This window comes from Bradyrhizobium jicamae (assembly GCF_018130215.1).
Classification (GTDB): domain Bacteria; phylum Pseudomonadota; class Alphaproteobacteria; order Rhizobiales; family Xanthobacteraceae; genus Bradyrhizobium; species Bradyrhizobium jicamae_A.
This window is the reverse complement of sequence record NZ_JAFCKQ010000014.1, coordinates 55,415-79,837: the sequence shown is the minus strand read 5'-3', so window position 1 is coordinate 79,837 and position 24,423 is coordinate 55,415. Positions and strand designations below refer to the sequence as shown.

Genomic DNA, 24,423 nt, shown 5'->3' with positions numbered 1-24,423 from the left:
CCCTTCCGAGGCCGATGTTTCACGTGAAACGAAGCCGTCCGAGCTGCGAATGAAGTATTATTACTTGCCTACACAGAATTCCCGGAAAATCACGTCGAGGATGTCCTCGACGTCGACCCGGCCCAGCAGCCGGCCGAGGGACATAGCCGCCCGGCGGAGCTCTTCGGCGGCGAGTTCCTCGCCCAATTCGATCACATCGAGGCTGCGGCTGAGCGACTCAGCTGTCTCCTGCAGCAATTTGCGCTGTCGGGCTCGGCCAATCAAGCCGCCCTCGCTCGTGCCAAAATAATCGTGGGCGAAGCCAACCAGGGCCTTGATCAGTTCCGGAAGACCGTCGCCGCGCGCCGCCGAGATCCCGAATTCGGGCCGTACACTCCCCTCGCCCGGCTCGTTCGGCCGCATCGCGTCAAGATCGATCTTGTTGCGCACCAGCCAGACCGGCGCCGCTCCGTCATGCGCACCCACCTCACCTGCACCGTCCGCCAGCCACAGCACGAGATCGGCTTCGTCGGCGCGTAGCCGTGCGCGACGCACGCCTTCCTGCTCGACTGGATCATCCGTCTCGCGAATGCCGGCGGTATCTATGACCGTGACGGGATAGCCGTCGAGATCGAGCTGCACTTCGATCACGTCGCGCGTGGTTCCGGCATGCGGCGAGACGATCGCGACGTCGCGCCGCGCGAGCTGGTTGATGAGGGTCGATTTGCCGACGTTCGGTGGACCAGCAATGGCGACCACCAGTCCGTCGCGCAGCCGTTCACTTTGACCCTGGGCGGCAAGCACATTCCGGATCTCGTCGCGCAGCGATTCGACCTTCGCCAGCGCCGGCGCGATCAGCTCGGCGGGCACGTCGCCCTCGTCGGAGAAATCGATCCCGGCCTCGATCAGCGCCGACGCCGCAATGATCCGCTCGCGCCAGTCGCGCGCCCGATCGCCAAGCAGGCCTTTCAACTGGCGCAGAGCCTGGCGCCGCTGCCGCTCGGTGTCGGCATGGATGAGATCGTCCAGGCCTTCGGCCTCGGTCAGATCGAGCTTGCCATTCTCAAAGGCCCGGCGGGTGAATTCACCGGGCTCGGCGGCGCGCACATTCTCAAATGCCGCGAGCGCATTGAACAGTGCGGCGAGGACCGCACGCCCTCCGTGGACATGGAATTCGGCGACGTCCTCGCCGGTCGCACTCGCGGGACCTGGAAACCACAGCACGACGGCGTCATCGATCGGCCGCTGATCCTGACCGTGGAGAAGCGCGCGCGTCGCCATGCGTGGCACCGGCATCCGGCCAGCCAGCCGGGAAACGACCGTCTCGGCCATTGGCCCAGAAACCCTGACGATCGCGATAGCGCTCGGCGGTCGCCCAGAGGACAGGGCAAAGATGGTTTGGTCACGCGGATGCATCGCCTATTTGTTCCCGAGCCGTTGCGAAGGCAACGCGATTGTGGTCCCAATCTGTCCCGCGATATGTTGCATTGCAACAGAACGAATTTCAGCTGCAACAAATCTGCAGCAATTATGTTGCAGGCGCCGCGCCTCGATCGCCCCCCAATTCCTTCCACCTACTGAAATATATAAATAATTCAATATCTTAAAATGGACGGTTGTCCGAAACCGCTCTCCAATTCATGCTGCACTCAGCTGCAGCAAAACCGCAGCATGAAAAAAGGCGCCCCGTCTTCGCGGAGCGCCCTTTTCATTCGAGACCCTGGCCTCAGGTGTTCATGGAATCGAAGAACTCCGAATTGCTCTTCGTATTCCGCAGCTTGTCGAGCAGGAAGTCGATCGCATCCATGGTGCCCATCGGATTGAGGATGCGGCGCAGAACATACATCTTCTTGAGCACCTGCGGATCGGTGATGAGCTCCTCCTTGCGGGTGCCGGATCGCGCAATGTCGATCGCCGGGAAGGTCCGCTTGTCCGAGACCTTGCGGTCGAGGATCAGTTCGGAGTTACCGGTGCCCTTGAACTCTTCGAAAATGACTTCGTCCATGCGGCTGCCGGTATCGACCAGTGCGGTCGCGATGATGGTCAACGAACCACCCTCCTCGATATTTCGGGCCGCACCGAAGAACCGCTTCGGCCGCTGCAACGCATTGGCGTCGACGCCGCCGGTCAGCACCTTGCCGGATGACGGCACCACGGTGTTGTACGCGCGGCCGAGGCGCGTGATCGAATCGAGCAGGATCACGACGTCGCGGCCATGCTCGACCAGGCGCTTCGCCTTCTCGATCACCATCTCGGCGACCTGGACGTGACGCACCGCCGGTTCGTCGAAGGTGGACGACACCACCTCGCCCTTCACCGAGCGCTGCATGTCGGTGACTTCTTCAGGACGCTCGTCGATCAGGAGCACGATCAGGTAGCAATCGGGATGATTGGCGGTGATGGAGTGCGCGATGTTCTGCATCAGCACCGTCTTGCCGGTACGCGGCGGCGCCACGATCAGGGCGCGTTGGCCCTTGCCGATCGGAGCGACGATGTCGATGACGCGGGCGGACAGGTCCTTCTTGGTCGAATCCTCGAGCTCCATGCGGAAGCGCTGATTCGGGAACAGCGGCGTCAGGTTGTCGAAATTGACCTTGTGCTTCGACTTCTCGGGATCTTCGAAATTGAGCGTGTTGACCTTGAGCAGCGCGAAATAGCGTTCGCCTTCCTTCGGACTGCGAATATGGCCTTCGATGGTATCGCCGGTGCGCAGGCCGAAACGGCGGATCTGCGAGGGAGAGACGTAGATGTCGTCGGGGCCGGGCAAATAGTTCGCATCGGGCGAACGAAGGAAGCCGAAGCCGTCAGACAGAACCTCGACGACGCCCTCACCGATGATGTCGGTCTCAGCGATCGCGAGCTGCTTGAGGATAGCGAACATCAGCTCCTGCTTGCGCATGGTGCTGGCATTTTCGACCCCGTTCTCTTCCGCGAACGAGACGAGCTCGGCCGGCGTTTTCGATTTGAGGTCCTGGAGTTTGATTTCCCGCATTGGGGTAGTCCTGTGAGGAAGTAAGTAGGGAAGGGATGCGAGGTGGCTTGGAAAAAGCGGACGCCAAAGGAAGGTCCGCAGGTCTCAGCCAGGAAAGTGCCGTTGGGGCTTCAAACCTGATGCGGCGCCGATCCAAAAAGAACCGGAACGCGACCACATCCGCCTGCGTAGGGTGGGACAACATCTATATAGAAAATCGATCCAACCTCCGCAAGAAGGACTGAAGCACGCTTCTTGAGCATCAACGCGCCTAGAATGGCTTCACGACCACGCAGATCACGATCAGGATCATCAACAGCGTCGGTACCTCATTGATAATACGGTAGAATTTCTGCGTACGCCGATTTCGGTCGGCGGCGAAATCCTTCACGCAGCGGGAAAAAAAGCCGTGGACGCCCGACAGGATCAGCACCAGCGTCAATTTGGCGTGAAACCAGCCGGAGAGGTACCAGTGTCCGGCCCATACCAGATAGAGACCGGCGAGCCACGTCACGATCATCGCGGGGTTGATGATCGCCTTGAGCAGCCGCCATTCCATCACCTTGAACGTCTCGGACTGCTTCGAGCCAACCTCGGCCTCGCAATGATAGACGAACAGCCGTGGCAGATACAGCATGCCCGCCATCCAGGAGATAACGGCAATGATGTGCAGCGCCTTGATCCACTCATACATCGAGGGGGTGCCTTTCAGGGAACAGCTCGGACGGTCTTGGCGTTGCAAGCGAAGCCGTCCTGGCGAGGGACGGATACATATCCGCAAGCTCGGCTCTCCTAAACCTATTAATTTTAGAATCTAAGGTTTGAGTCTGAATGGCGGTGGATTTGACTCATGCAAGGCGATCCCGTCGTTGGTGCCGGCTTGTTCACATCCCTCAACATTCTGCCTTGCCGGCACCCTCGTTCAGTTTTGGCCGTTCGACTCAATTGCTTGCGCAGGCCCGTGGCCAGCTTATGAAGAGACAAATCCACATCTTCTCACTATCATCACGGCCATGACGTGGACTTATCCTTTTGCGAGGTGCTGTGAAGAAAGGGATGAGATATCCCGGGGCCGGGCGGTCGGCTCGGATTCTCGTCCCCGACCTCCACAGGGACTCACAGGATAGACAGGGGTTTTGGTGGCGACGAACTCCAATTATTTTCATTTGCATCTGGTGTCGGACTCGACCGGCGAGACGCTGATCACGGTGGCGCGCGCGGTCGCCGCGCAATATGCCAATGTCACTGCGGTCGAGCATGTCTATCCGCTGGTGCGCAGCCAGAAGCAGCTCGATCGCGTGCTTGACGAGATCGAGGAGTCACCCGGCATCGTGCTGTTCACGCTGCTCGAGAAGGACCTGGTCGGCCGGCTCGAGGCGAAGTGCAGGGAGATCAACGTCCCGAGCCTGTCGATCATCGGGCCGGTGATGCAATTGTTCGAGGCCTATCTCGGTGCAGCGACCACCGGGCGTGTCGGCGCCCAGCACGTGCTCAACGCCGAATATTTCCGCCGCATCGATGCGCTGAACTTCACCATGATGCATGACGATGGTCAGCATGTCGAAGGCCTCGAGGAGGCCGATGTCGTGCTGGTCGGTGTATCGCGCACATCGAAGACGCCGACCTCGATCTATCTCGCCAACCGCGGCATCCGTACCGCCAACGTGCCGCTGGTGCCGGGCATTCCGCTGCCGCATCAACTCGAGACCTTGACGAAGCCACTGGTGGTCAGCCTGCATGCAACTCCGGAACGGCTGATTCAGGTCCGGCAGAACCGCTTGCTCACCATGGGTGACCGCGACAACGAAACTTATATCGACAAGCAGGCTGTCGCCGACGAGGTCGCTTTCGCGCGGCGACTCAGCGCGAAATTCAACTGGGCGCTGCTCGACGTCACCCGTCGCTCGATCGAGGAGACGGCCGCGGCGGTGATGAAGCTCTATGCCGACCGCCAACGGGCGCGGCCGTCGGAGTGACGATCCCGTCATGAGCATCTGGCGCGGCCAAAGCAGACTGATTCTCGCGTCGCAAAGCCGCACGCGGAAGATGCTACTCGAGAATGCCGGCCTCGATTTCGAGGCGCTGCCTGCCGATATCGACGAGCGCGCCGTGCAGCGGGATTCCGGGCTTTCGGCACCGGGCGAGGTCGCCTCTCTGCTGTCGCGTGAGAAGGCGCTGTTCATTTCGAGGCGGCGGCCTGGACACTTTGTCGTCGGCGCCGACCAGACGCTGGCGCTGGGGTTGCGGATGTTCAGCAAGCCGTCCGGACGAGCCCAGGCCGCCGAGCAGCTGCACCTGCTTGCCGGCCAGGTCCATGAGCTGCATTCGGCCGTCTCGGTCGCGTGCGATGGCAAGATACTGTTTGCGGATGTGAGCGTTGCGCGCATGACGATGCGGCGGCTCAGCGCCGGTGAGATCGATGCCTATCTGGATGCGGCGGGCGACGCGGTCACCACCAGCGTCGGTGCCTATCAGCTCGAAGGCCTCGGAGTGCATCTGTTCGAGCGCATCGAGGGCGACCATTTCACCATTTTGGGCCTGCCGCTGCTTTCCTTGCTCGCCTTCCTGCGCGGCGAGAAGCTGCTTGCAGTGTAGGCTGCTTTCAAGAGACATGGCGGCGCAAAGATGTTGATCCTTGGACTGACCGGCTCGATCGGGATGGGGAAATCCACCACCGCAAAGCTGTTTACGGAAGCCGGCGTTCCCGTTTACGACGCCGACGCTTCGGTGCATCAATTGTACGAGGGCGAAGCCGCGCCGGCGATCGAGGCCGCATTTCCCGGCACGACGGCCAACGGCAAGGTCGATCGTGCAAGGCTCTCGGCGCGCGTGGTGGGCGATGCCGCCGCGATGAAGCAGCTCGAGCAGATCGTGCACCCGATGCTCGGGGCGTCCCGCCAGAAATTTTTTGCCGAAGCCGAAGCCGCCGGCGCGCCGGTCGTCGTCGTCGACATTCCCTTGCTGTTCGAGACCGGTGGCGAGAAGCGCGTCGACGCTGTCGTTGTCGTCACCACGTCGCCGGAGCTGCAGCGCGAGCGCGTGCTGGCCCGTGGCACCATGGATGCCGCAAAGCTCGACGCCATCATCGCCAAGCAGATGCCGGATGCCGAGAAGCGCAAGCGCGCGGATTTCATAGTGGATACCTCGCACGGGCTTGATCCGGTGCGCGCTCGCATCCGCGACATTCTGGGCGAGGTTGCTAAGATGCCGAAGCGGCGCGCCTGATTCGCCGCGGTCTGGTCCTTACACTCCATGCGTGAAATCGTTCTCGATACCGAAACCACCGGCCTTGATCCGTTGCGCGGCGACCGGCTGGTCGAGATCGGCTGCGTCGAGATCTTCAACCGCATGCCGACGGGACAGACCTACCACGTCTACATCAATCCCGAGCGCGACATGCCGGCGGAAGCGTTCGCCGTGCACGGTCTGTCGACCGAATTCCTCGCCAGCAAGCCGCTTTTCAGCGAGGTGGTCGACGAGTTCCTGGCCTTCATCGGCGATACGCCGCTGGTGATCCACAACGCGTCGTTCGACGTCAGCTTCATCAATGCCGAACTCGACCGGATCAAGAAGCAGGCGATCCCGAAGGACCGCCTGGTCGACACTCTGCTGCTCGCGCGCCGCAAGCATCCCGGCGTGTCGAACCGGCTCGACGATCTCTGCTCGCGCTATTCGATCGACAATTCCCGCCGCACCAAGCACGGCGCGCTGCTCGACGCCGAGCTGCTCGCCGAGGTCTATATCGACCTGATCGGCGCCCGGCAGTCCCAGCTCATCCTGGCATCGGAGACGTCGGATACGCGCGCCGGCAGCTATGGTGATTCACCGCGGCGGCAGCGCGAAGTTCCGCTCGTCGCGCGGGTCAGCGACGCCGATCGCGACGCACACCGGGCGTTCGTCGCTACGCTCGGCGACAAGCCGATCTGGAACGACTATTTGCCGGCGCCGGCTGCTGCGCCGGCCGCCTAGATCTCACCCAAACGCGCCGATCAGCTCGGCTTGACGCCGGACGCTGCCTGGGCGGCGGCCTGCCGTTCCATGTTCTGGCGGTAGAGACCGACGAAATCGACCGGATCGAGCATCAGGGGCGGGAAGCCGCCGTCGCGGACCGAGGTCGCGACAATCTCGCGCGCGAACGGGAACAGCAGGCGCGGGCACTCGATCATGACCAGCGGATGCAGGTTTTCCTTCGGAACGTTCACGATCCGGAACACGCCGGCATAGGCGAGGTCAAAGCTGAACATCACCTTGCCCGCGCTCTCGGCCTTGCCCTCGATCGACAGGATGACCTCGAACTCGTTCTCCGAGAGGTTGTTGGCGCCGACATTGATCTGGATGTTGATCGCCGGCTGCTGCTGTTGCGGGCCGAGCGAGGACGGGGCGTTCGGATTCTCGAACGAGAGGTCCTTGGTGTACTGCGCCAGGACGTTGAGCTGGGGAGGGGCCTGTTCGACGGGTGCGCCGTTGCCGTTGGTCATGAAATGTCTCCTGAAGCGGCGTTCGATGGACAGGGTGTCCGACGGCACGCGTTAAGGTGTTGGAAGTCGATGCCGCGCGAGTGGCTATCATAGGCCCGGCTCGGTCGACAAGGACGACGAACCGAAACTGCGCCCGGAGTATTTGCGGCGCGGGAGGTTGCCAAGCTTCTGGCGCAATCCCTTAACGACTTCCTAAATTATTGAATATGCGCGATTTCCGGGCAGTAACGGGTTTCCCCCCACCATTAAAACGCGCTACAATTGGGCGCGCCAAAAAGCGCCATTGGCCGGGCATAGTTTCGTGCCTACATGCTGCGGACTCAATCGGCGATGTAATCTCTGCCGTTCCTGACCGGGAACGTTTGACCGGAAGCACTTGGACGGCCGGCCGGTTGCCGGCAGAGACCAGAAAGCGAATTCGACGTGGACATCTACACCATCATCTTCCTGGCGCTGGCTGTCTTTATCTTCCTGCGCCTGCGCAGCGTCCTCGGACAGCGCACGGGAAGCGAGCGGCCGCCTTATGATCGTGCCGCGCCCAACGTCGTGCAGCGCAGCCAGGATAACAATGTTGTCCCGATGCCGGGCTCGGTGATCGACCAGCCGCCGATGGCTCCGTCAGCCGAGCCGGCTGAACCGTCGGATCGCTGGAAGGGCGTTGCCGAGCCGGGAACGCCGCTGGCGCAGGGCCTCGACGCGGTGGCCGCCCAGGACTCCTCGTTCGATCCGCGGCATTTCCTGTCGGGCGCGCGCTCGGCCTATGAGATGATCGTGCTGGCCTTTGCCAATGGCGATCGCCGCGCACTGAAGGACCTGCTGTCGACCGAGGTCTACGAAAGCTTCGAGACCGCGATCAAGGATCGCGAGAAGCACGAGCAGAAGACCGAGACACGATTCGTGTCGATCGACAAGGCCGAGATCGTCGGCGCGGAAACACGCGATCGTCTGGCCCAGCTCACGGTCCGTTTCGTGTCGCAGATGATCTCGGTTACGCGCGACAAGGCGGCCACGATCGTCGACGGCAGTCCGGACAAGGTTGCCGACATCACCGATGTCTGGACCTTCGCCCGCGACGCGACATCCCGCGATCCGAATTGGAAGCTGGTTGGTACTGGAAGCGCTCACTAGACGTCTCAGCTATGGGCGCCTCGCCATTGCGTGTTGCGCGCTGGCTGTTCTGTGTTCCACGGCGGCGATAGCCGCGCGCTACAGATTGAATCGTCACGCGTCGCCACACGAGCATGCGCGCCAGATTCCCTATCCCAATCTCGAATTGCCGCTGCAGGTGAACGGCAGCCAGTACCAGCCGGTCTCCTGGGCGGAACTCCAGGGCTGGAACGACGACGATCATCTTGCGGCCTACAAGGCGTTCCGCGCCAGCTGCAAGCCGATCGCAGCCCAGCAGGGCACGCCGGCCGAACCGAAAGCGCTCGGCAGCTCGCTGCGCGACCCCTGCCGGATCGCCAAAGCGCTCGAGCTCAGCGACAGCGCCGAGGCCAGGGATTTCTTCGAACAGAACTTCGTGCCGCTGCGTATCTCGCGGCTCGGCGAGGATGCCGGCTTTGTCACCGGCTATTACGAGCCGGTACTCGAGGGCTCGCGGACGCAGACCGACGTGTTCAACGTACCGGTCTATCGCCGCCCGTCCAACCTGTTCGTGCGCGGCAAGACGCAGGATTCGGTCGGCCTGCCCAACAGCGGTCCGGTGTACCGCAAGATCGGCCGGCGCAAGCTCGTGCCTTATTACGACCGCGCCCAGATCGAGGATGGTGCGATCGCCGGCCGCGGCCTCGAAATCTGCTGGCTGAAGAGCCAGACCGATTTGCTGTTCGCGCAGATCCAGGGCTCGGCGCGGATCAAGCTGACCGACGGCACCACGCTGCGCATCAATTACGACGCCCATAATGGCTATCCCTACACGCCGGTCGGACGCATCCTGATCGACCGCGGCATCATCCCGAGGGACCAGATGTCGATGCAGAAGATCAGGGAGTGGATGGACCAGAACCCTGACGGCGCCAAGGAACTGCGGCGGCAGAACCGCGCCTATGTCTTCTTCCGCGAGGTCCCGCTGTCGGACAAGGACGAGGCCGTTGGCGCCCAGGGCGTGCCGCTGACGCCGGGCCGTTCGATCGCCGTCGACAAGGCGCTGCATGTCTACGGCACACCGTTCTTCATCGCGGGCGAGTTGCCTATTGAATCGGAGCAATCGAAGACGCCGTTCCACCGGCTGATGATCGCACAGGACACCGGCTCGGCCATCGTCGGTCCGGCGCGCGCCGATCTCTATTTCGGGGCGGGCGCCGATGCGGGAAAGGTCTCGGGCCGGCTTCGCCACAACATGCAGTTCGTGATGCTGGTGCCGAAGGGCCTCGACCCCGTCGCGCGCGGGCGCAAGCTGCCGGTGCCGGATGCGCGGCCGTCGGCCAGGATCGCAAAGCTGTTTCCGCAGACCGATCCGCAGAAGGACAGGTCCGCGGATACGCAAGCCGTGTCCGCCGCCAAGACGACGGCCAAGGATGCGGTCAACCCGGCGGTTCCGGCAAAGGGTGCCGCGCCTGCCAGGCCGGCGGCACCTCCTGCGACGACCCCTGTTGCGCAGGCTGCCCCTGTGGCAGAACCGGTGCCGCTGCCGGCCGCCCGGCCCGACATTCCGCAAGTCCAGGAGAAGCGGCGTTTCCGGCGCTATCGCCATCACCGCTACCAATGAAGCGCCCCGCACCGATTCCCGATCTCTCCGCCCCATCGCGGCGCAAGCGTGCGCTGAGCGAGGAGGAGCGCGCGCTGTGGGAGAGCGTTGCGAAACAGGTCAAGCCGCTGCGCAAGAAGCCCGCGCAGGCGAAAGCTCATGCCGCATCCCACGACGCGGCCACGCCCCACATTGCGGCCAAGCCCGTGCCGGTCAAACCGCAAACGCCCGTGAAGGCCGTCCCGGTACCGCGGCCGCAAGTGCCGCCGCTGGCGCCGATCGGCCGCCGCGAGCGCGCGAAACTGTCGCGCGGCAGGCATGAGATCGACGCAAGGCTCGATCTGCACGGGATGACGCAGACGCGCGCGCATCGGGTGCTGTTCGACTTCCTGCAGCGCGCCCATCACGACGGGCTGACCTTCGTGCTCGTCATCACCGGCAAGGGCAAGGTCGGCGGGGCGGACCCGGAGCGCGGCGTGCTGCGGCGCCAGGTGCCGGAATGGCTCAGCCTGCCGGAATTCCGCTCGCTGGTCGTCGGCTTCGAGGAAGCCCATATCGGCCACGGCGGCGAGGGCGCCCTCTATGTGCGCGTGCGGAGAGCCCGCGGCTAGAACGGTCGCACGATCCCGACGCGCGGGATCAGCGTGACGACCCAGCCGAAGGTGTTCGTGCCGCGATCGTCTGGCGGGATCATCGGCACGTCCTTCGACGACGGCAGCATCTTCACCGCATGCAGCATCAGGAACATGCAGACCGCCCAGTTCGAGATCCAGCGCGAATAGTCGAACACGACCGCGAACATGATGAGGTAGCCGGCGCTGATCATCATGATCGCCGCTATCACGACTTTCCGATGCAAGTCGCTGCCGAGCGCGCCGATCAGCCGTGCGAAATAGCGCCACAGCGGTGCGTGCAGCCAGATCAGGAGCGCAAACACCGGGATGCCGAGGATGTTCGAGGGCATGCGGGCCCAGGTATCGGTGATCTCCTTCGACAGCGGCTGATACCAGATGTAGCCGAACTGAAGCAGATCGGTCCGCGATGGATCGACCATCCGGTCCCGCAGATGGCGAAGGAATTCGTCATAGGGCACATCGACCGTGCCGGCGAATTGCGCGACCAGGAACAGGATGCCGACTGCTGCCAGCGCCACGATCCCGGCCGCGGCATTGCGCGGCGTCACACCCTGCACGAGGTAGAGGCGCAGCACCACGATGGCCGCAATGGTCGGCACGTACATCAGGACGAAGATGTGATGGATCAGGATCAGCACGACCGACATCAGCGCGGCCACCAGCACATAGGCGATGGAGCGCGCCGGGATCAGCAGCAGCACGATCGTCAGCGCGCAGCCATAGATGTCGAAATGGCCGAGCGTGTGCATGAAATTCTTCAGGAAGAACGGCGATCCCGCGATGAAGACGAACAGCGGCAAATGCGCATCGTCAAAGCCGAAGGTGCGGCGAAACAGCTTTGCGAACAGGCCGAGCGTCACCAGCCAGATCGCGCCGGCGAGCGCAAACACCAGCCACACCGGCACCTTGTCGGTGAACAGTGAGACGATGGCGCCGACCAGCGCGCGCTTGGTGAAGCCGTAGTGATAGTCGACCAGCAGGTGGATGTAGGGGACGTATGGCGGCAGCCGGATCTTGACCAGAAACACCCCGAGCATGACGGCGGCGTTGATGGCCAGCAGCAGGCGCCAGGGGTTTTGCCAAAATCTCAAATCAAGACTCATTGTCGTCCCGGCCAGGCGAAGGGCGAACCGGGACCCATGACCACCAGCCTGCATTTGGCGAAGGCCGGGGCCGCTACGCGCTTCCATAATGGTCGCCGGTGGTTATGGGTCCCTGCTTGCGCAGGGACGGGCGATCTTAGCTGCAAGGCCTACAAAATAAACCGGCTGAGATCGGTGTTCTTGGCGAGGTCGCCGACATGCCGGGTCACGTAATCGGCGTCGACCTGGATGGTCTCGCCGTTGCGGTCGGGCGCGGTGAAGGAGATGTCGTCCAGCACCCGCTCCATCACGGTCTGCAATCGCCGCGCGCCGATGTTCTCGACCGTCGAATTGACGGCAACGGCGATGTCGGCCAGCGCGTCGATCGCGCCATCGGTGATCTCGAGCGTCACGCCCTCGGTTTTCATCAGCGCGACGTATTGCTTGATCAGCGACGCCTCGGGCTCGGTCAGGATCCGGCGCATGTCGTCCCGCGTCAGCGCCTGCAACTCGACGCGGATCGGCAGGCGGCCCTGCAACTCGGGCAGCAGGTCCGACGGCTTTGCGATGTGGAATGCGCCCGAGGCGATGAACAGGATGTGGTCGGTCTTGACGGTGCCGTGCTTGGTCGAGACCGTGGTCCCCTCGATCAGCGGCAGCAGGTCGCGCTGCACGCCTTCGCGCGAGACGTCGCCGCCGGCGCGGTTCTCGCGCACGCAGATCTTGTCGATCTCGTCGAGGAACACGATGCCGTTGTTCTCGACCGCGCTGATCGCTTCCAGCACCAGCTGGTCGGTGTCGAGCAGCTTGTCGGATTCCTCGTTGACCAGGATCTCGTGCGAGCCTTCGACCGTGAGGCGGCGCGTCTTGCTGCGCCCGCCCATCTTGCCGAAGATGTCGCCGAGCGAGATCGCGCCCATCTGGGCGCCGGGCATGCCGGGGATCTCGAACATCGGCATGCCGCTGCCGGACGACTGGGTCTCGATCTCGATTTCCTTGTCGTTGAGCTCGCCTGCGCGCAGCTTCTTGCGGAACGATTCGCGCGTCGCAGGGCTGGAGGACGCACCGACCAGGGCATCCAGCACGCGCTCTTCAGCCGCGAGCTGGGCACGTGCCTGGACGTCCTTGCGCTTGCGCTCGCGGGTTTGCGTGATCGCAACCTCGACGAGGTCGCGGACGATCTGCTCGACGTCGCGGCCGACATAGCCGACCTCGGTGAACTTGGTGGCCTCGACCTTGAGGAACGGCGCGCCCGCGAGCTTGGCCAGCCGCCGCGCGATCTCGGTCTTGCCGACGCCGGTCGGCCCGATCATCAGGATGTTCTTGGGCAGAACCTCCTCGCGCAAGGAACCGGCAAGCTGCAGCCGCCGCCAGCGATTGCGCAGGGCGATCGACACCGCACGCTTGGCGTCGCCCTGGCCGACGATAAAGCGGTCAAGTTCGGAAACGATTTCACGGGGGGAGAAGTCGGTCATGGGCTCTAGCTAGGTTGAAAGAAAGCCGTCGGCAAGCGCTGTTCCGTGCCTGCGACCTTGGTGTCATGCGTCGCGGACCATCAAGAGCGCCGGTCCGTCTGGTGTCTCGACCATGCGCGTCCTGCGGAAGCCCGCCTTCTCATAGGCGCGGACCGCACGTTCGTTCGCCGGGCTGGGATCGGTGAGGATTCGCGGGACGCCTTGCGCCAGCCGCTCCTCGACGAAGCTGCGGATCAGCGCGGCACCATGACCAAGCTCGATCATGCCGGGTTCGCCGATGAACAGGTCGATGCCGCGCGCTCCCCCGGGCTGGCGGCCGAAGCCGGAATCCCACGCGGTCAGGTCATAGCACTGGATGTAGCCGAAATCGCGCTCCGTGGTCGTGACGATGAACTGGTCCATCGCCGGCTCGTCGAGGTCGCCGCTGACCAGCGCATATTGCTCTGCCGGATCGCCCCACCACTCCCGGACATGCGGCAGCGTGAGCCACCGCTTGACCAGCGGCAGGTCGTCCGTCGTCATCGGGCGAAAGCGATAGGGGCCAGCCATGCTCAGCCGCCGATCGTCTCGATCGTCACGTTCCTGTTGGTGAAGACGCAGATATCGGCCGCGATATCGAGCGCGCGGCGCACGATGGTCTCGGCGTCCTTGTCGGTGTCGATCAATGCGCGGGCGGCGGCGAGCGCATAGTTCCCCCCGGAGCCGATCGCCATGACGCCGGATTCAGGCTCCAGCACGTCGCCGGTGCCGGTCAAGACCAGGGAGACGTCCTTGTCCGCGACGATCATCATGGCCTCGAGCCGGCGCAGATAGCGGTCGGTACGCCAGTCCTTGGCGAGCTCGACGGCCGCCCGGGTCAACTGCCCCGGATATTGCTCCAGCTTGCTTTCGAGCCGCTCGAACAGGGTGAAGGCATCGGCGGTGGCGCCGGCAAAGCCGCCGATCACGTCGCCCTTGCCGATCCGGCGGACCTTTTTTGCATTGGCCTTGATCACGGTCTGGCCGATCGAGACCTGCCCGTCGCCGCCGATCACGACCTTGCCGCCCTTGCGGACGGTGCAAATCGTGGTGCCATGCCAGACCGGCAGCTCGTTTGGGGATGCTTGCATAGGTTACCTCTCTCTGGGGGCAGATTTAGGCGGTCGGGCAGGGGGTTACAATCGGGGGATTTTGCTCACCATGGCCGGAAGTTTTGGGCTTTTCGGCGTCATCCCGCAGTAGCGAAGGTGACATCGGCCTGTTAAAAGACCGGCGTTTTCGGCACGGGAAAGCTTAATCTTCATGCGCACCGCAACCATCAGGCGCAAGACCAAGGAGACCGACATCGAGGTGACGGTGAACCTCGATGGAACGGGCGTGTCCACGGTTTCGACCGGAATCGGCTTCTTCGACCATATGCTCGACCTCCTGGCCCGCCATTCGCGCATCGACATCACGGTGAAGGCGGATGGCGATCTCCATGTCGATTACCACCACACCACCGAAGACGTCGGAATCGCGCTTGGTCAGGCCGTGAAGCAGGCGCTCGGCAACATGGCCGGCATCACCCGCTATGCCTCGATCCACATGCCGATGGACGAGACGCTGTCGCGCGTCGTGATCGACATTTCCGGCCGTCCGGTGCTGGTGTTCAAGGCCGACTTCCCGCGCGACAAGATCGGCGAGTTCGACACCGAGCTGGTGCGCGAGTGGTTCAACGCATTCACGATGAATGCGGGCGTGACTTTGCACGTCGAGACCCTATATGGCGAGAACAGCCATCATATCGCCGAATCCTGCTTCAAGGGTTTGGCCAGGGCGCTCCGGGCAGCTGTCGCGATCGATCCGCGCGCCTCGGGCGAGGTGCCCTCGACGAAGGGTCAGCTCGGCGGCTGACCATCTACCATTTCGGCCTACCAATTCGGCGGAGTTCCGGATGCCGGTCTACACAGTGCATGCCCCGACGGGGAACGGTGCCGATCTTGCGGCGACCGACAAGTTCGCCTTCGTGCGCGACGGCTTCCATTTCTGGGCCGCGGTCGCGAGCGTGATCTGGCTTGCCTGGCATCGGCTGTGGCTGGCGCTGTTCGGCTGGATCGTCCTGACCTTTGCGATCGATTTCGCTCTTGCCTGGCTCGGCGTCGGGCGCGGTGCGATCTTTTTTGTCGACCTGGTGCTGGCACTGCTGATGGGGTTGGAGGCGGCGAGCCTGCGGCGCTGGACGCTGTCGCGGCGCAAATGGCGCCAGCTCGACATCGTGGTGGCGGACTGCGAGGAGGCCGCCGAGCGCCGCTTCTTCGAGCGCTGGACGGCGGGGCATCGCGGCCTCGTCAACGATCAGAGGTCGGTCGACCGCGGCGCACCGCCGCCGACCCGGACCATTCCCGGCCAGCCGTTCTCGAAAGCACCGCCGCTGCCGCAGGGCGGCATTATCGGATTGTTTCCAGAGCCAGGAGGATCGCGATGACTGTTGCAATCATCGATTACGGCTCCGGCAATCTGCATTCCGCGGCGAAAGCCTTCGAGCGCGCCGCCCGCAGCATGGAGGATCCGCAAGCCATCAAGGTGACCCGTGATCCCGATGCGGTGTATCGCGCCGACCGCATCGTGCTGCCCGGCGTCGGCGCCTTTGCCGACTGCCGTCGTGGTGTCGACGCGGTCGACGGCATGCTGGAGGCGCTCACCGAAGCGGTGCGTGTCAAGGCGCGGCCGTTCTTCGGCATCTGCGTCGGCATGCAGCTGATGGCGACGCGCGGCAAGGAGCACGTCACGACCGCGGGTTTTGACTGGATCACGGGCGATGTCGTGAAGATCGAGCCGCGCGATGAAGGCCTCAAGGTCCCGCACATGGGCTGGAACACGCTCGACCTCGTCCGCGAGCACCCGGTGGTGGAGCGGCTGCCGCTCGGGCCGAAGGGGCGTCATGCCTATTTCGTGCACTCCTATCACCTCAACGCCGCCAATGAGGCGGACGTGCTGGCACGCGCCGACTATGGCGGTCCAGTCACCGCGATCGTGGCCAAGGACACCGCTGTTGGCACCCAGTTTCACCCCGAGAAAAGCCAGCGCTTCGGCCTCGCTTTGATCTCGAATTTCTTGAAGTGGAAGCCGTGATCCTCTTTCCCGCGGTTGACCTGAAGAACGGCCAGTGCGTGCGCCTGGAGCAGGGCGACATGGCGCGCGCCACCGTTTTCAATCTCGATCCGGCGGCGCAGGCGCGGGCCTTCGCTGCGCAGGGCTTCGAATATCTCCATGTCGTCGATCTCGACGGCGCCTTTGCCGGCAAGCCGATGAACGCGCATGCGGTCGAGGCAATGCTGAAGGCCGTCACCATGCCGGTGCAGCTTGGCGGCGGCATCCGCGATCTCCAGACCATTGAGGCGTGGCTCGACAAGGGCATCACGCGCGTGATCATCGGCACCGCCGCGGTGCGCGATCCGGAGCTCGTGAAGGGCGCAGCGAAGAAATTCCCCGGCCGGGTTGCCGTCGGTCTCGATGCGCGCGACGGCAAGGTCGCGGTCGAAGGCTGGGCGGAGACGTCGCATGTCACGGCACTCGAGATCGCGCAGCGCTTCGAGGACGCCGGAGTCGCCGCGATCATCTTCACCGACATCGCGCGCGACGGCCTGCTCAAGGGTCTCAACCTCGATGCGACGATAGGGCTCGCCGAGCGCATCTCGATCCCGGTGATCGCCTCCGGTGGCTTTGCCTCGATCGACGACGTCAAGGCGCTGCTGGAGCCGCGTGCCAGGAAGCTGGCCGGCGCAATCGTGGGCCGCGCGCTCTATGACGGCCGCCTCGATCCGGCAGCCGCGCTGGCCCTGATCAAGAACGCTCGAACCGCGGCCTAGGAGAGGAATATGTTCAAGGTTCGCGTGATCCCCTGTCTCGACGTGAAGGACGGGCGCGTGGTGAAGGGCGTCAATTTCGTCGACCTGCGCGATGCCGGCGATCCGGTCGAGGCTGCGATCGCCTATGACGCCGCCGGCGCCGACGAACTCACTTTCCTGGACATTACCGCCACCCATGAGAACCGCGGCATTATCCTGGATGTGGTGCGCCGGACGGCGGAGGCCTGCTTCATGCCGCTGACGGTCGGCGGGGGCGTCCGCACGGTCGAGGACATCAAGACCCTGCTGCGGTCCGGCGCCGACAAGGTCTCGATCAATTCGGCGGCGGTCAGCCGCCGGGAGTTCGTGAAGGAAGCGGCGGAGAAGTTCGGCGAGCAATGCATCGTGGTCGCGATCGACGCCAAGCGGGTCAAGCGCGCCGGCGGCTCGGACCGGTGGGAGATCTTCACTCATGGTGGACGTAATGCCACCGGGATCGACGCCATCGAATACGCCCAGGAGGTGGTTGCGCTCGGCGCAGGCGAGATCCTGCTGACCTCGATGGACCGCGACGGCACCCGGCAGGGGTTTGACCTGCCGCTCACCCGCGCGATCGCCGACAGTGTTCCCGTACCGGTGATCGCGTCCGGCGGGGTCGGCAACCTCGATCATCTGGTCGAGGGCGTTCGCGAAGGCCACGCCACCGGCGTGCTGGCCGCCTCGATCTTCCACTTCGGGGAGTTCACCATCCGCCAGGCCAAGGATCACATGGTACGCGCCGGGCTGCCGATGCGCCTCGATCCCTAGGACTCCTTGTGACGGAAATGCTAAAATCCCACGTTGGGGATGGCGCCGGCACGGTGCCGGCGCTCATGCGTGAGTTGAGTTGATGTCGCGTTTCACGGTCCACGATCTGGCCGCCACCATCGATGCCCGCGCTGCGACGGGCGGCGAGGCGTCCTACACCCGCAAGCTGCTCGACAAGGGCGCGGAGCACTGCGCCAGGAAGCTCGGCGAGGAGGCGGTCGAGACCGTGATCGCCGCGATCGGGAATGATCGCGATCATCTCGTTGCCGAGAGCGCCGACCTCGTATTCCATCTCCTGGTTCTTTTGAAATCGCGTGGCGTGAAGCTGGAGGATGTCGAGGCGGCGCTAGAGAAGCGCACGTCGATGTCCGGACTGGAAGAGAAGGCGTCGCGCAAGCGCGACTGAGCAAGGGGCGGCCTCATGGACATCCGGGCACCTGAACAGCAATACAACCCCTATCGCGTCTTCACGCGTCAGCAGTGGTCGCATTTGCGCGACGACACGCCGATGACGCTCGAGCCAGGCGAGTTCGACCGCCTGCGTTCGATGCATGACCGCCTCGACCTGCAGGAGGTCGAGGACATCTATCTTCCGCTGTCGCGGTTGCTCTCGATCTATGTCGATGCGACGCAGCGGCTTTACTATTCACAGCGCCAGTTCCTCGGCATCCGCGACCGCAAGATGCCCTACATCGTCGGCGTCGCAGGTTCGGTGGCGGTCGGCAAATCGACCACCGCGCGCGTGCTGCAGGCGATGCTGGCTCGCTGGTCGCCGCGGCCGAAGGTCGACCTGATCACGACGGACGGCTTCCTGTTTCCGAATGCGGTGCTCGAGCGGCAGGGCATCATGCAGAAGAAGGGCTTTCCCGAGAGCTACGATCTGCCGACGCTGCTGGCGTTCCTCAGCGACATCAAGGCAGGGCGCCGCCACGTGCGCGCGCCGGTCTATTCGCATCTGACCTACAACATCGTGCCGAACCAGTATGTCGAGATCGATCAGCCCGACATCCTGATCGTCGAGGGCGTCAATGTGCTGCAAGCCGGACGACTGCCCCGTGACGGCAAGGCGGTGCCGTTCGTCTCGGACTTCTTCGATTTCTCCGTCTATATCGACGCCGACGAATCGGCGTTGCGGCAATGGTACATCAAGCGTTTCCTGACGCTGCGCGACACCGCGTTCACCGATCCCAGGTCCTATTTCCACCGCTACGCGCCGCTGTCGGACGAGGAAGCAACTGCGACCGCGATCGCGATCTGGGAGCGCACCAACCTCGCCAATCTCGAGGACAACATCCTGCCGACCCGTCCGCGAGCGACCTTGATCCTGAAGAAGGGCGCGGACCACGTGGTGGAATCCGTCGCGCTTCGACGGTTGTAGCGGCACGCCGCCTCGGTCGTCATTGCCGATGACGACGGGATCGGCTGCAGCTAAGCCGCGATATGCCGTGACGCGGCTAGACCTGCGAGTGCCTCTTCGAGCTTTTCGCGATCGAGCGGCTTGATCAGGAAGCCATCCATGCCGGCTTCGAAGCAGGCATAGCGATCCTCAACCAGCGTGTTGGCGGTCAGCGCCAGGATCGGTGTGCGGCGGCCGGATTGGCCGGCCTCGAGCGCGCGGATCTGCTTGGTGGTTTCGATGCCGTTGAGGCGCGGCATCTGGATGTCCATCAGGACGAGATCATAGGGCGTACCGGCTGATGTCGCGGACAGCCAGGATTCCATCGCCTGTTCGCCGTTGGTGGTGATGACCGCCTGGTGGCCGAGCCTGGAGAGCAGCGAGCGCATCAGGAGCGCGTTGATCTCATTGTCTTCGGCGACCAGGATCGAAAGCCCCTTGTCCACCGCCGCAGCGGGAGCGGTCGCGGGTGCAGGCTCGGTCAGTGCATCGATCGCAAGGCTCGGCGCCGCGATGTCGGGCGAAGCGGTCAGCCGCGCGGCAAGCGAGGCCGCGCGCAGCGGCTTGACCAGATATCCGGTGAAGGTCGCAGCCGAGGACGCCAGCAGCTCCTGACGGGTCGCCGGCGTGAACATCACGATCCGATGGGTCGCATGGGTGCGTGCGGCATTGGCCAGTGCCTCCATCACCGTGGTGCCGAGCCCATGGTCGATCAGCACCGCGTGCCATGTCCGCTCCGGCAGCAGCGCCTCGGCCACGCCGGGATCCGGTACCATGCAGGTCTGCGCGCCCCAGCGCTGCAGCCGCCGCGAGATCAGCGAGGTTTCGATGCCCTGCGGCGCGACCAGCATGATCGACCGGCCGGAGAGGTCGGGCGCGGCGAAGCCGGCACTTTCGCCGGTGTCGGCGGCGGCAAGCGGAATCGAGACCTCAAAAGTCGAGCCCGCGCCAGGCGTGCTTGCGAGCGCGATCCGCCCGCCCATCCGCTTGACGATGCGATCGCTGATGGACAGGCCGAGGCCGGTGCCGCCATAGCTGCGCGCGATGCGTTCGTCGGCCTGCTCGAACTCGCGGAAAATGCGCTGCTGCGCCTCGGGCGCGATGCCGATGCCGGTGTCGCGAACCAGCAAGCTGATCTCGTTCGGCCAGATGCCCGGCTCGACGATCAGCGCCACGCCGCCGGTCGCAGTGAATTTGATGGCGTTGCCGGCGAGGTTGAGCAGCACCTGCCGCAGTCGAGCGGCATCGCCGATCACCTGCGGCGGCAGCTGCTCGTCGACATAGGCGGCGATCTCGATGCCCTTGGCCTGCGCGCGTGGCGCCAGCAACTCGGTGATCTCCTCGATCAGGCCTGACAATGCGAAGGCGCGATGTTCGAGGTCGATCTTGCCGGCCTCGATCTTGGAATAGTCGAGCAACTCCTCGATCAGCGCCAGCAGCGCGTCGCCTGAGCTCTTGACCGCCTTCACGTAGGTCGCCTGCTCCGGTGTCAGCTGCGTATCCATCAACAGCCCGCTCATGCCGATGATGCCGTTCAGCGGCGTGCGGATCTCGTGGCTCGCCATCGCGAGGAACCGCGACTTGGCACGATTGGCGGCATCGGCCTGGTCGCGCGCTTCGCTCAGCGCGCGCTCGCTTTCGGTCCGGTCGGTGACGTCGCGGCCGACACCCTGCATTTCCGCCGGCCCGCCGGCGTCGTTGCGCACGAGACCCTCGCGCCAGGCGATCCAGCGCGGCCCGAGCGCACCCTCGATCTTCTGGTCATGCACGCGCGTGCCGTTGGATTCGAGTGCGGTGTCGCCCTGCTCGAGCACCTTCAGCACGCTCTTGCTGCCGATCAGGTCGTCGCGCGGGATCTGCGCGAGCTCGCAATACGCGTCGTTCGCGTAGGTGATGTGGCCCTCGGCGTCGCGCAGCACGATCAGGTCGCCCTGCGCCTCAAACAAATTGCGGACGCGCTGTTCCGCCTCCTGCAGTTCCCAGTTGCGGTCGGCCATCGCTTCATTGTGCGTGGCGATCGTGCGCAGCTTCCGGCGCAGCAGCCGAAGGCGAATGCCGAGCGTCACGATCCAGAGGCAGGCGAGCGCGAACAGGAAGCTGACCCCGATCGCGAACGTATTCGGATCGTAGTCTTTCCGCTGCGACAGGATGCCCGATATGAATCCAAACGCGCCGCCGAACGCGGCGGAGAAGATCGTGAAGGAGCGGACGATCAGCGTGATCCAGCGATGGCGCCGCAGGAACCGGAGAAAGCGCAACTTGATCCTGAAGAAACGCCCCATCGACAGTAACCCTGAGATAGCCTGGTCGGTCGACGATGCGTCGCCCACCTTGCAAAGTGCTTGAGGCAGACGGCCATTTGGCGCTGCCCTGAGAACAGGGTTAACGACCGGTTAATCGGGTTAAAGGGAGGCTGCGTCGAGGCGGCGATGGCCACCATGGGCACTGACGATGAGGGCCGCGGCATCGCGTGCCGAGAATGTACTCGACTGCACGAAGACGCGGTAGTCGAACGGACCGTCATGGGACAGATAGATGACCGGATCAGACGTCGATGGACTGCGCAAGATCGCGATCAACTGCGGAACCGCGTTGCTCTCGCATGCGCCGGACTCAACGTCGTCGGTGTCGTCGATCACGGCGAAGTCGGCGGTATCAGCGCGGTCGGCGATCTGCACCCGGACGGTGGCAAGAGCGGGGTCGTCGGTGAAGCTGACATGGAGCTGCGCCAGCCACGGGATCGAGGCGATCTGCATCGCCGCGCCGCCAACCTCGATGCAGGGCCGTGGACCAGGCAGGATCTCGGCGTGGGCAAACACTGCGGCGACGGCGAGCGGGATCACCGAGGCCAGGACCTTGAAACGCAACATGACGCAACTCGCTTCCACCAAAGCCCCGCCGACCGCGGTGCTTATGGTTTGCGGAGCGTAAATGAGAGTGGTTACCGTCACGTTGACGTGGCTGACGACCGACCCGAGGCAGGGAAATCAGGCGGCGCGCCTGAGATCATCGGCCAATGCACGATAGGACAGCGCCTCGGCGAGATGCAGCCGGCCGATCTTGTCGGCGCCGTCGAGATCGGCGAGCGTCCGCGCCACCCGCAGGACGCGGTGATAGCCGCGCGCGGTGAGGTGCATGTTTTCGGCGGCCTCGCGCAGCAGTTTCTGGCCGTGGCTGTCGGGCTGCGCGATGGTTTCGAGCAGTGCGCTCGGGGCTTCCGCATTGGTGCGGACCTGCGGCATGCCGGCGGCGGCATAGCGCGCGAGCTGGATGTCGCGCGCCGCCGCGACCCGGGCGGCCGCTTCGGCCGAGCCTTCCGACGGCGGCGGCAGGATTAAGTCGGCTGCGGTGACCGCAGGCACCTCGATCCGCAGGTCGATGCGGTCCATCAACGGACCCGAGATCCGCATCTGGTAGTCGGCGGTGCAGCGGTCGACCGGCGCGCGCTTGCAGGAATAGCCGGGCTCATAGGCGCGACCGCACCGGCACGGATTCATCGCCGCGACCAGCATGAAGCGCGCAGGATAGGTGACGCGGTGGTTGGCGCGCGACACCGCGACCTCGCCGTTCTCCAGCGGCTGTCGCAGCGAGTCCAGCACGCGCGGATCGAACTCCGGCAATTCGTCGAGGAACAGAACGCCCTGGTGCGCCAGCGAGATCTCGCCCGGCTTGGCGCGCATGCCGCCGCCGGTCAGCGCGGCCATGCTGGCGGAATGATGGGGGCTGCGGAACGGGCGCCGCGCAGTGAGCGCGCCGTCGCGGATCTCGCCGGCAACGGAGGCGATCATCGAGACCTCGAGCAGTTCCGACGGCGACAGCGGCGGCAGGATCGAGGGCAGCCGCGCGGCCAGCATCGACTTGCCGGCGCCGGGTGAGCCGATCATCAGCATATCATTTTTTCAATGTCAATCAGAGTGAGTTTCCTTGATGTCATAACTAAATCACATTTGTGATTTCTTTACTGGATTGACTTTGAAATAGATTGCCAAAGTTAAGAAACTGTGCTGTAGTGGTTCCCGCTACAGGAACAACCTAGTATGGCCATCGACGAAAGCATCGCTTTGCAGGCTCTCATTGCGCGGTTCATGGGCGCCGCCGAGCGGCGCGATTTTGCTGATCGGGTCGCCGCCGAAGCCGGCAAGCGTGGAGCGGAAGAGCGCAGGTTGATCACTAACATCCAGGCGGCGATGACCGTATTCGGCCTAGACCCCCACAAGGACGAGGTTTGGAAAGAAGTAACGGCCCGTATTGGCTCTGCTGCCTACGCCGAGGCGATTGCTGAAGGAAAGGCTTCAGCCCGTAGCATTGCTTGGGACTACGAAGTCAAAACTAACTCGGGGACGGCCTTCATGGTCGAAACAAAGGGCGCTGTTCCGCCCCCACCACCGCCTCCACCCCCGCCCCCGCCCCCCTATGCGCAGGCCGAAGTCGCTGAGACCGCCGAAGCTCCCGATAACGCGGAGACCACCGGCGCCAACACCGAGACCACCAACACCGAGACCACCAACACCGAGACCACCCACACCGAGACCGCCAACACCGAGACCGCCAACACCGAGACCGCCAACACCGAGACCGCCAACACCGAGGCCGCCAACACCGAGGCCAGCAGCGCCGAGAGCACCGGCGCCAGTGTTGAGAGCATCAGCGCCGAGAGCACCAGCATCAGCGCAGAGGCGACCGAAGCTGCCGCAAAAGAAGCTGTCGCTGGTGGCAACACTGAGGGCGGCGATACGGTCGCCGAGAGCCCGTCTGAAGAGCCACAAGGCTCCGAGAGTGAGCCGCCAAAAGTAAGAGATACCGTTCTCGAAAGGCTCAAGGCAGCGGGTGACAAGGGTTTGAAAGCTGCTGAGGCCCGTCAGTACTACGAAGACACGTTCTCAACCAAGCTGCACGAAAAGACTATCGGAATGACTTTATACCGCCTCTCGAGGGAAAAACTCGCTCGTCGTGAGGGGCGCACCTGGTTCTACGTCTCGTCTAACTCAGGCGAAACGAAGAACCCCGGCGGTGGCACGCCGGGGCTTATCGATATGCTCAAGTAGAGAAAGGAGACCAGCACCATGTGGCACATGGTCAACAGCAGCGTCTAATCCGGGTCG

The 24,423-nt window shown here is 64.0% G+C and carries 25 protein-coding genes and 1 pseudogene; 15 read left to right on the top strand and 11 right to left on the bottom strand.

From position 1 onward, the window contains the following. Positions 1 to 60: 60 nt before the first annotated feature. The 3 genes from mnmE to hemJ all read right to left on the bottom strand — a co-directional run bounded on the left by mnmE (position 61) and on the right by hemJ (position 3,644). Positions 61 to 1,395, bottom strand: coding sequence for a tRNA uridine-5-carboxymethylaminomethyl(34) synthesis GTPase MnmE (gene mnmE, locus JQ586_RS17580; RefSeq protein WP_212395860.1), 1,335 nt, complete (start codon positions 1,393 to 1,395; stop codon positions 61 to 63). Positions 1,396 to 1,705: 310 nt separating this feature from the next. Beyond that, positions 1,706 to 2,971 (bottom strand): transcription termination factor Rho, encoded by a 1,266-nt coding sequence (gene rho / locus JQ586_RS17575; RefSeq protein ID WP_021078151.1) that lies wholly within the window; start codon positions 2,969 to 2,971, stop codon positions 1,706 to 1,708. Positions 2,972 to 3,221: 250 nt separating this feature from the next. Further along, complete coding sequence (gene hemJ, locus JQ586_RS17570) at positions 3,222 to 3,644, bottom strand: protoporphyrinogen oxidase HemJ (protein WP_212395859.1); 423 nt, start codon at positions 3,642 to 3,644, stop codon at positions 3,222 to 3,224. 445 nt (positions 3,645 to 4,089) lie between these two features. Between hemJ and JQ586_RS17565 the strand changes: the two genes are divergently transcribed. Genes JQ586_RS17565 through dnaQ form a run of 4 tightly spaced genes read left to right on the top strand, consistent with a single transcriptional unit; the run spans position 4,090 to position 6,919 of the window. Continuing rightward, on the top strand, positions 4,090 to 4,926 hold the full coding sequence (locus JQ586_RS17565) for a pyruvate, water dikinase regulatory protein (protein ID WP_212395858.1): 837 nt from the start codon (positions 4,090 to 4,092) through the stop codon (positions 4,924 to 4,926). A 10-nt stretch (positions 4,927 to 4,936) separates the two neighbouring features. Then, on the top strand, positions 4,937 to 5,545 hold the full coding sequence (locus tag JQ586_RS17560) for a Maf family protein (RefSeq protein WP_212395857.1): 609 nt from the start codon (positions 4,937 to 4,939) through the stop codon (positions 5,543 to 5,545). A 30-nt stretch (positions 5,546 to 5,575) separates the two neighbouring features. Beyond that, positions 5,576 to 6,175 (top strand): dephospho-CoA kinase, encoded by a 600-nt coding sequence (gene coaE / locus JQ586_RS17555; protein WP_212395856.1) that lies wholly within the window; start codon positions 5,576 to 5,578, stop codon positions 6,173 to 6,175. 27 nt (positions 6,176 to 6,202) lie between these two features. Continuing rightward, positions 6,203 to 6,919 carry a DNA polymerase III subunit epsilon gene (gene dnaQ, locus JQ586_RS17550; protein WP_212395855.1) on the top strand — a complete coding sequence of 239 codons (717 nt, stop codon included), beginning with the start codon at positions 6,203 to 6,205 and terminating at the stop codon, positions 6,917 to 6,919. 20 nt (positions 6,920 to 6,939) lie between these two features. On the opposite strand, the gene secB is transcribed toward dnaQ, so the two are convergent. Continuing rightward, complete coding sequence (secB, locus tag JQ586_RS17545) at positions 6,940 to 7,428, bottom strand: protein-export chaperone SecB (protein ID WP_212395854.1); 489 nt, start codon at positions 7,426 to 7,428, stop codon at positions 6,940 to 6,942. Positions 7,429 to 7,851: 423 nt separating this feature from the next. On the opposite strand from secB, the gene JQ586_RS17540 reads away from it, so the two are divergent. The 3 genes from JQ586_RS17540 (at position 7,852) to JQ586_RS17530 (ending at position 10,728) form a co-directional block, all read left to right on the top strand. Continuing rightward, positions 7,852 to 8,556 (top strand): Tim44/TimA family putative adaptor protein, encoded by a 705-nt coding sequence (locus tag JQ586_RS17540; protein ID WP_212395853.1) that lies wholly within the window; start codon positions 7,852 to 7,854, stop codon positions 8,554 to 8,556. Between the two features lie 145 nt (positions 8,557 to 8,701). Continuing rightward, a complete protein-coding gene (locus tag JQ586_RS17535; RefSeq protein WP_409410996.1) occupies positions 8,702 to 10,138 on the top strand; it encodes a murein transglycosylase A in 1,437 nt (478 codons plus the stop codon). Continuing rightward, complete coding sequence (locus JQ586_RS17530) at positions 10,135 to 10,728, top strand: Smr/MutS family protein (protein ID WP_212395851.1); 594 nt, start codon at positions 10,135 to 10,137, stop codon at positions 10,726 to 10,728. The genes JQ586_RS17535 and JQ586_RS17530 overlap by 4 nt, the downstream gene beginning before the upstream one ends. Here JQ586_RS17530 and JQ586_RS17525 read toward each other — a convergent pair. From JQ586_RS17525 to hslV, 4 genes are all read right to left on the bottom strand, one after another. Beyond that, complete coding sequence (locus JQ586_RS17525) at positions 10,725 to 11,855, bottom strand: hypothetical protein (RefSeq protein WP_212395850.1); 1,131 nt, start codon at positions 11,853 to 11,855, stop codon at positions 10,725 to 10,727. The two genes, JQ586_RS17530 and JQ586_RS17525, sit on opposite strands and share 4 nt — an antisense overlap. A gap of 149 nt (positions 11,856 to 12,004) precedes the next feature. Further along, complete coding sequence (gene hslU, locus JQ586_RS17520; RefSeq protein ID WP_212395849.1) at positions 12,005 to 13,309, bottom strand: ATP-dependent protease ATPase subunit HslU; 1,305 nt, start codon at positions 13,307 to 13,309, stop codon at positions 12,005 to 12,007. Positions 13,310 to 13,372: 63 nt separating this feature from the next. After that, positions 13,373 to 13,858: a GNAT family N-acetyltransferase gene (locus JQ586_RS17515; RefSeq protein WP_212395848.1), complete on the bottom strand. Its 486-nt coding sequence runs from the start codon at positions 13,856 to 13,858 to the stop codon at positions 13,373 to 13,375. A gap of 2 nt (positions 13,859 to 13,860) precedes the next feature. Continuing rightward, a complete protein-coding gene (gene hslV, locus JQ586_RS17510; protein WP_212395847.1) occupies positions 13,861 to 14,418 on the bottom strand; it encodes an ATP-dependent protease subunit HslV in 558 nt (185 codons plus the stop codon). 172 nt (positions 14,419 to 14,590) lie between these two features. Here hslV and hisB point away from each other — a divergent pair, with 172 nt between their 5' ends. The 7 genes from hisB (at position 14,591) to coaA (ending at position 19,303) form a co-directional block, all read left to right on the top strand. Then, entirely contained in the window at positions 14,591 to 15,184 is a 594-nt protein-coding gene (hisB, locus tag JQ586_RS17505) for an imidazoleglycerol-phosphate dehydratase HisB (RefSeq protein ID WP_212395846.1), read from the top strand. Positions 15,185 to 15,224: 40 nt separating this feature from the next. Beyond that, positions 15,225 to 15,755: a DUF2628 domain-containing protein gene (locus JQ586_RS17500; RefSeq protein WP_212395845.1), complete on the top strand. Its 531-nt coding sequence runs from the start codon at positions 15,225 to 15,227 to the stop codon at positions 15,753 to 15,755. Beyond that, on the top strand, positions 15,752 to 16,402 hold the full coding sequence (gene hisH / locus JQ586_RS17495) for an imidazole glycerol phosphate synthase subunit HisH (protein WP_212395844.1): 651 nt from the start codon (positions 15,752 to 15,754) through the stop codon (positions 16,400 to 16,402). Before JQ586_RS17500 ends, hisH begins: the two co-directional genes overlap by 4 nt. Continuing rightward, entirely contained in the window at positions 16,399 to 17,139 is a 741-nt protein-coding gene (gene hisA / locus JQ586_RS17490; protein WP_212395843.1) for a 1-(5-phosphoribosyl)-5-[(5-phosphoribosylamino)methylideneamino]imidazole-4-carboxamide isomerase, read from the top strand. Before hisH ends, hisA begins: the two co-directional genes overlap by 4 nt. Before the next feature lie 9 nt (positions 17,140 to 17,148). Beyond that, positions 17,149 to 17,925 carry an imidazole glycerol phosphate synthase subunit HisF gene (gene hisF / locus JQ586_RS17485; protein ID WP_212395842.1) on the top strand — a complete coding sequence of 259 codons (777 nt, stop codon included), beginning with the start codon at positions 17,149 to 17,151 and terminating at the stop codon, positions 17,923 to 17,925. Between the two features lie 82 nt (positions 17,926 to 18,007). Further along, positions 18,008 to 18,331, top strand: a complete 324-nt coding sequence (locus JQ586_RS17480; RefSeq protein WP_212395841.1) for a phosphoribosyl-ATP diphosphatase — start codon at positions 18,008 to 18,010, stop codon at positions 18,329 to 18,331. Positions 18,332 to 18,346: 15 nt separating this feature from the next. Continuing rightward, complete coding sequence (gene coaA, locus JQ586_RS17475; RefSeq protein ID WP_212395840.1) at positions 18,347 to 19,303, top strand: type I pantothenate kinase; 957 nt, start codon at positions 18,347 to 18,349, stop codon at positions 19,301 to 19,303. A gap of 50 nt (positions 19,304 to 19,353) precedes the next feature. On the opposite strand, the gene JQ586_RS17470 is transcribed toward coaA, so the two are convergent. The 3 genes and pseudogenes from JQ586_RS17470 to JQ586_RS17460 all read right to left on the bottom strand — a co-directional run. Beyond that, positions 19,354 to 21,603, bottom strand: a complete 2,250-nt coding sequence (locus tag JQ586_RS17470) for an ATP-binding protein (RefSeq protein WP_212395839.1) — start codon at positions 21,601 to 21,603, stop codon at positions 19,354 to 19,356. 120 nt (positions 21,604 to 21,723) lie between these two features. After that, positions 21,724 to 22,191 (bottom strand): hypothetical protein, encoded by a 468-nt coding sequence (locus JQ586_RS17465; protein ID WP_212395838.1) that lies wholly within the window; start codon positions 22,189 to 22,191, stop codon positions 21,724 to 21,726. A gap of 117 nt (positions 22,192 to 22,308) precedes the next feature. Next, positions 22,309 to 23,211: pseudogene (locus tag JQ586_RS17460) on the bottom strand (YifB family Mg chelatase-like AAA ATPase); the annotation flags it as partial. Between the two features lie 147 nt (positions 23,212 to 23,358). Here JQ586_RS17460 and JQ586_RS17455 point away from each other — a divergent pair. Further along, positions 23,359 to 24,366 carry a hypothetical protein gene (locus JQ586_RS17455; protein WP_212395836.1) on the top strand — a complete coding sequence of 336 codons (1,008 nt, stop codon included), beginning with the start codon at positions 23,359 to 23,361 and terminating at the stop codon, positions 24,364 to 24,366. Positions 24,367 to 24,423 lie beyond the last annotated feature (57 nt).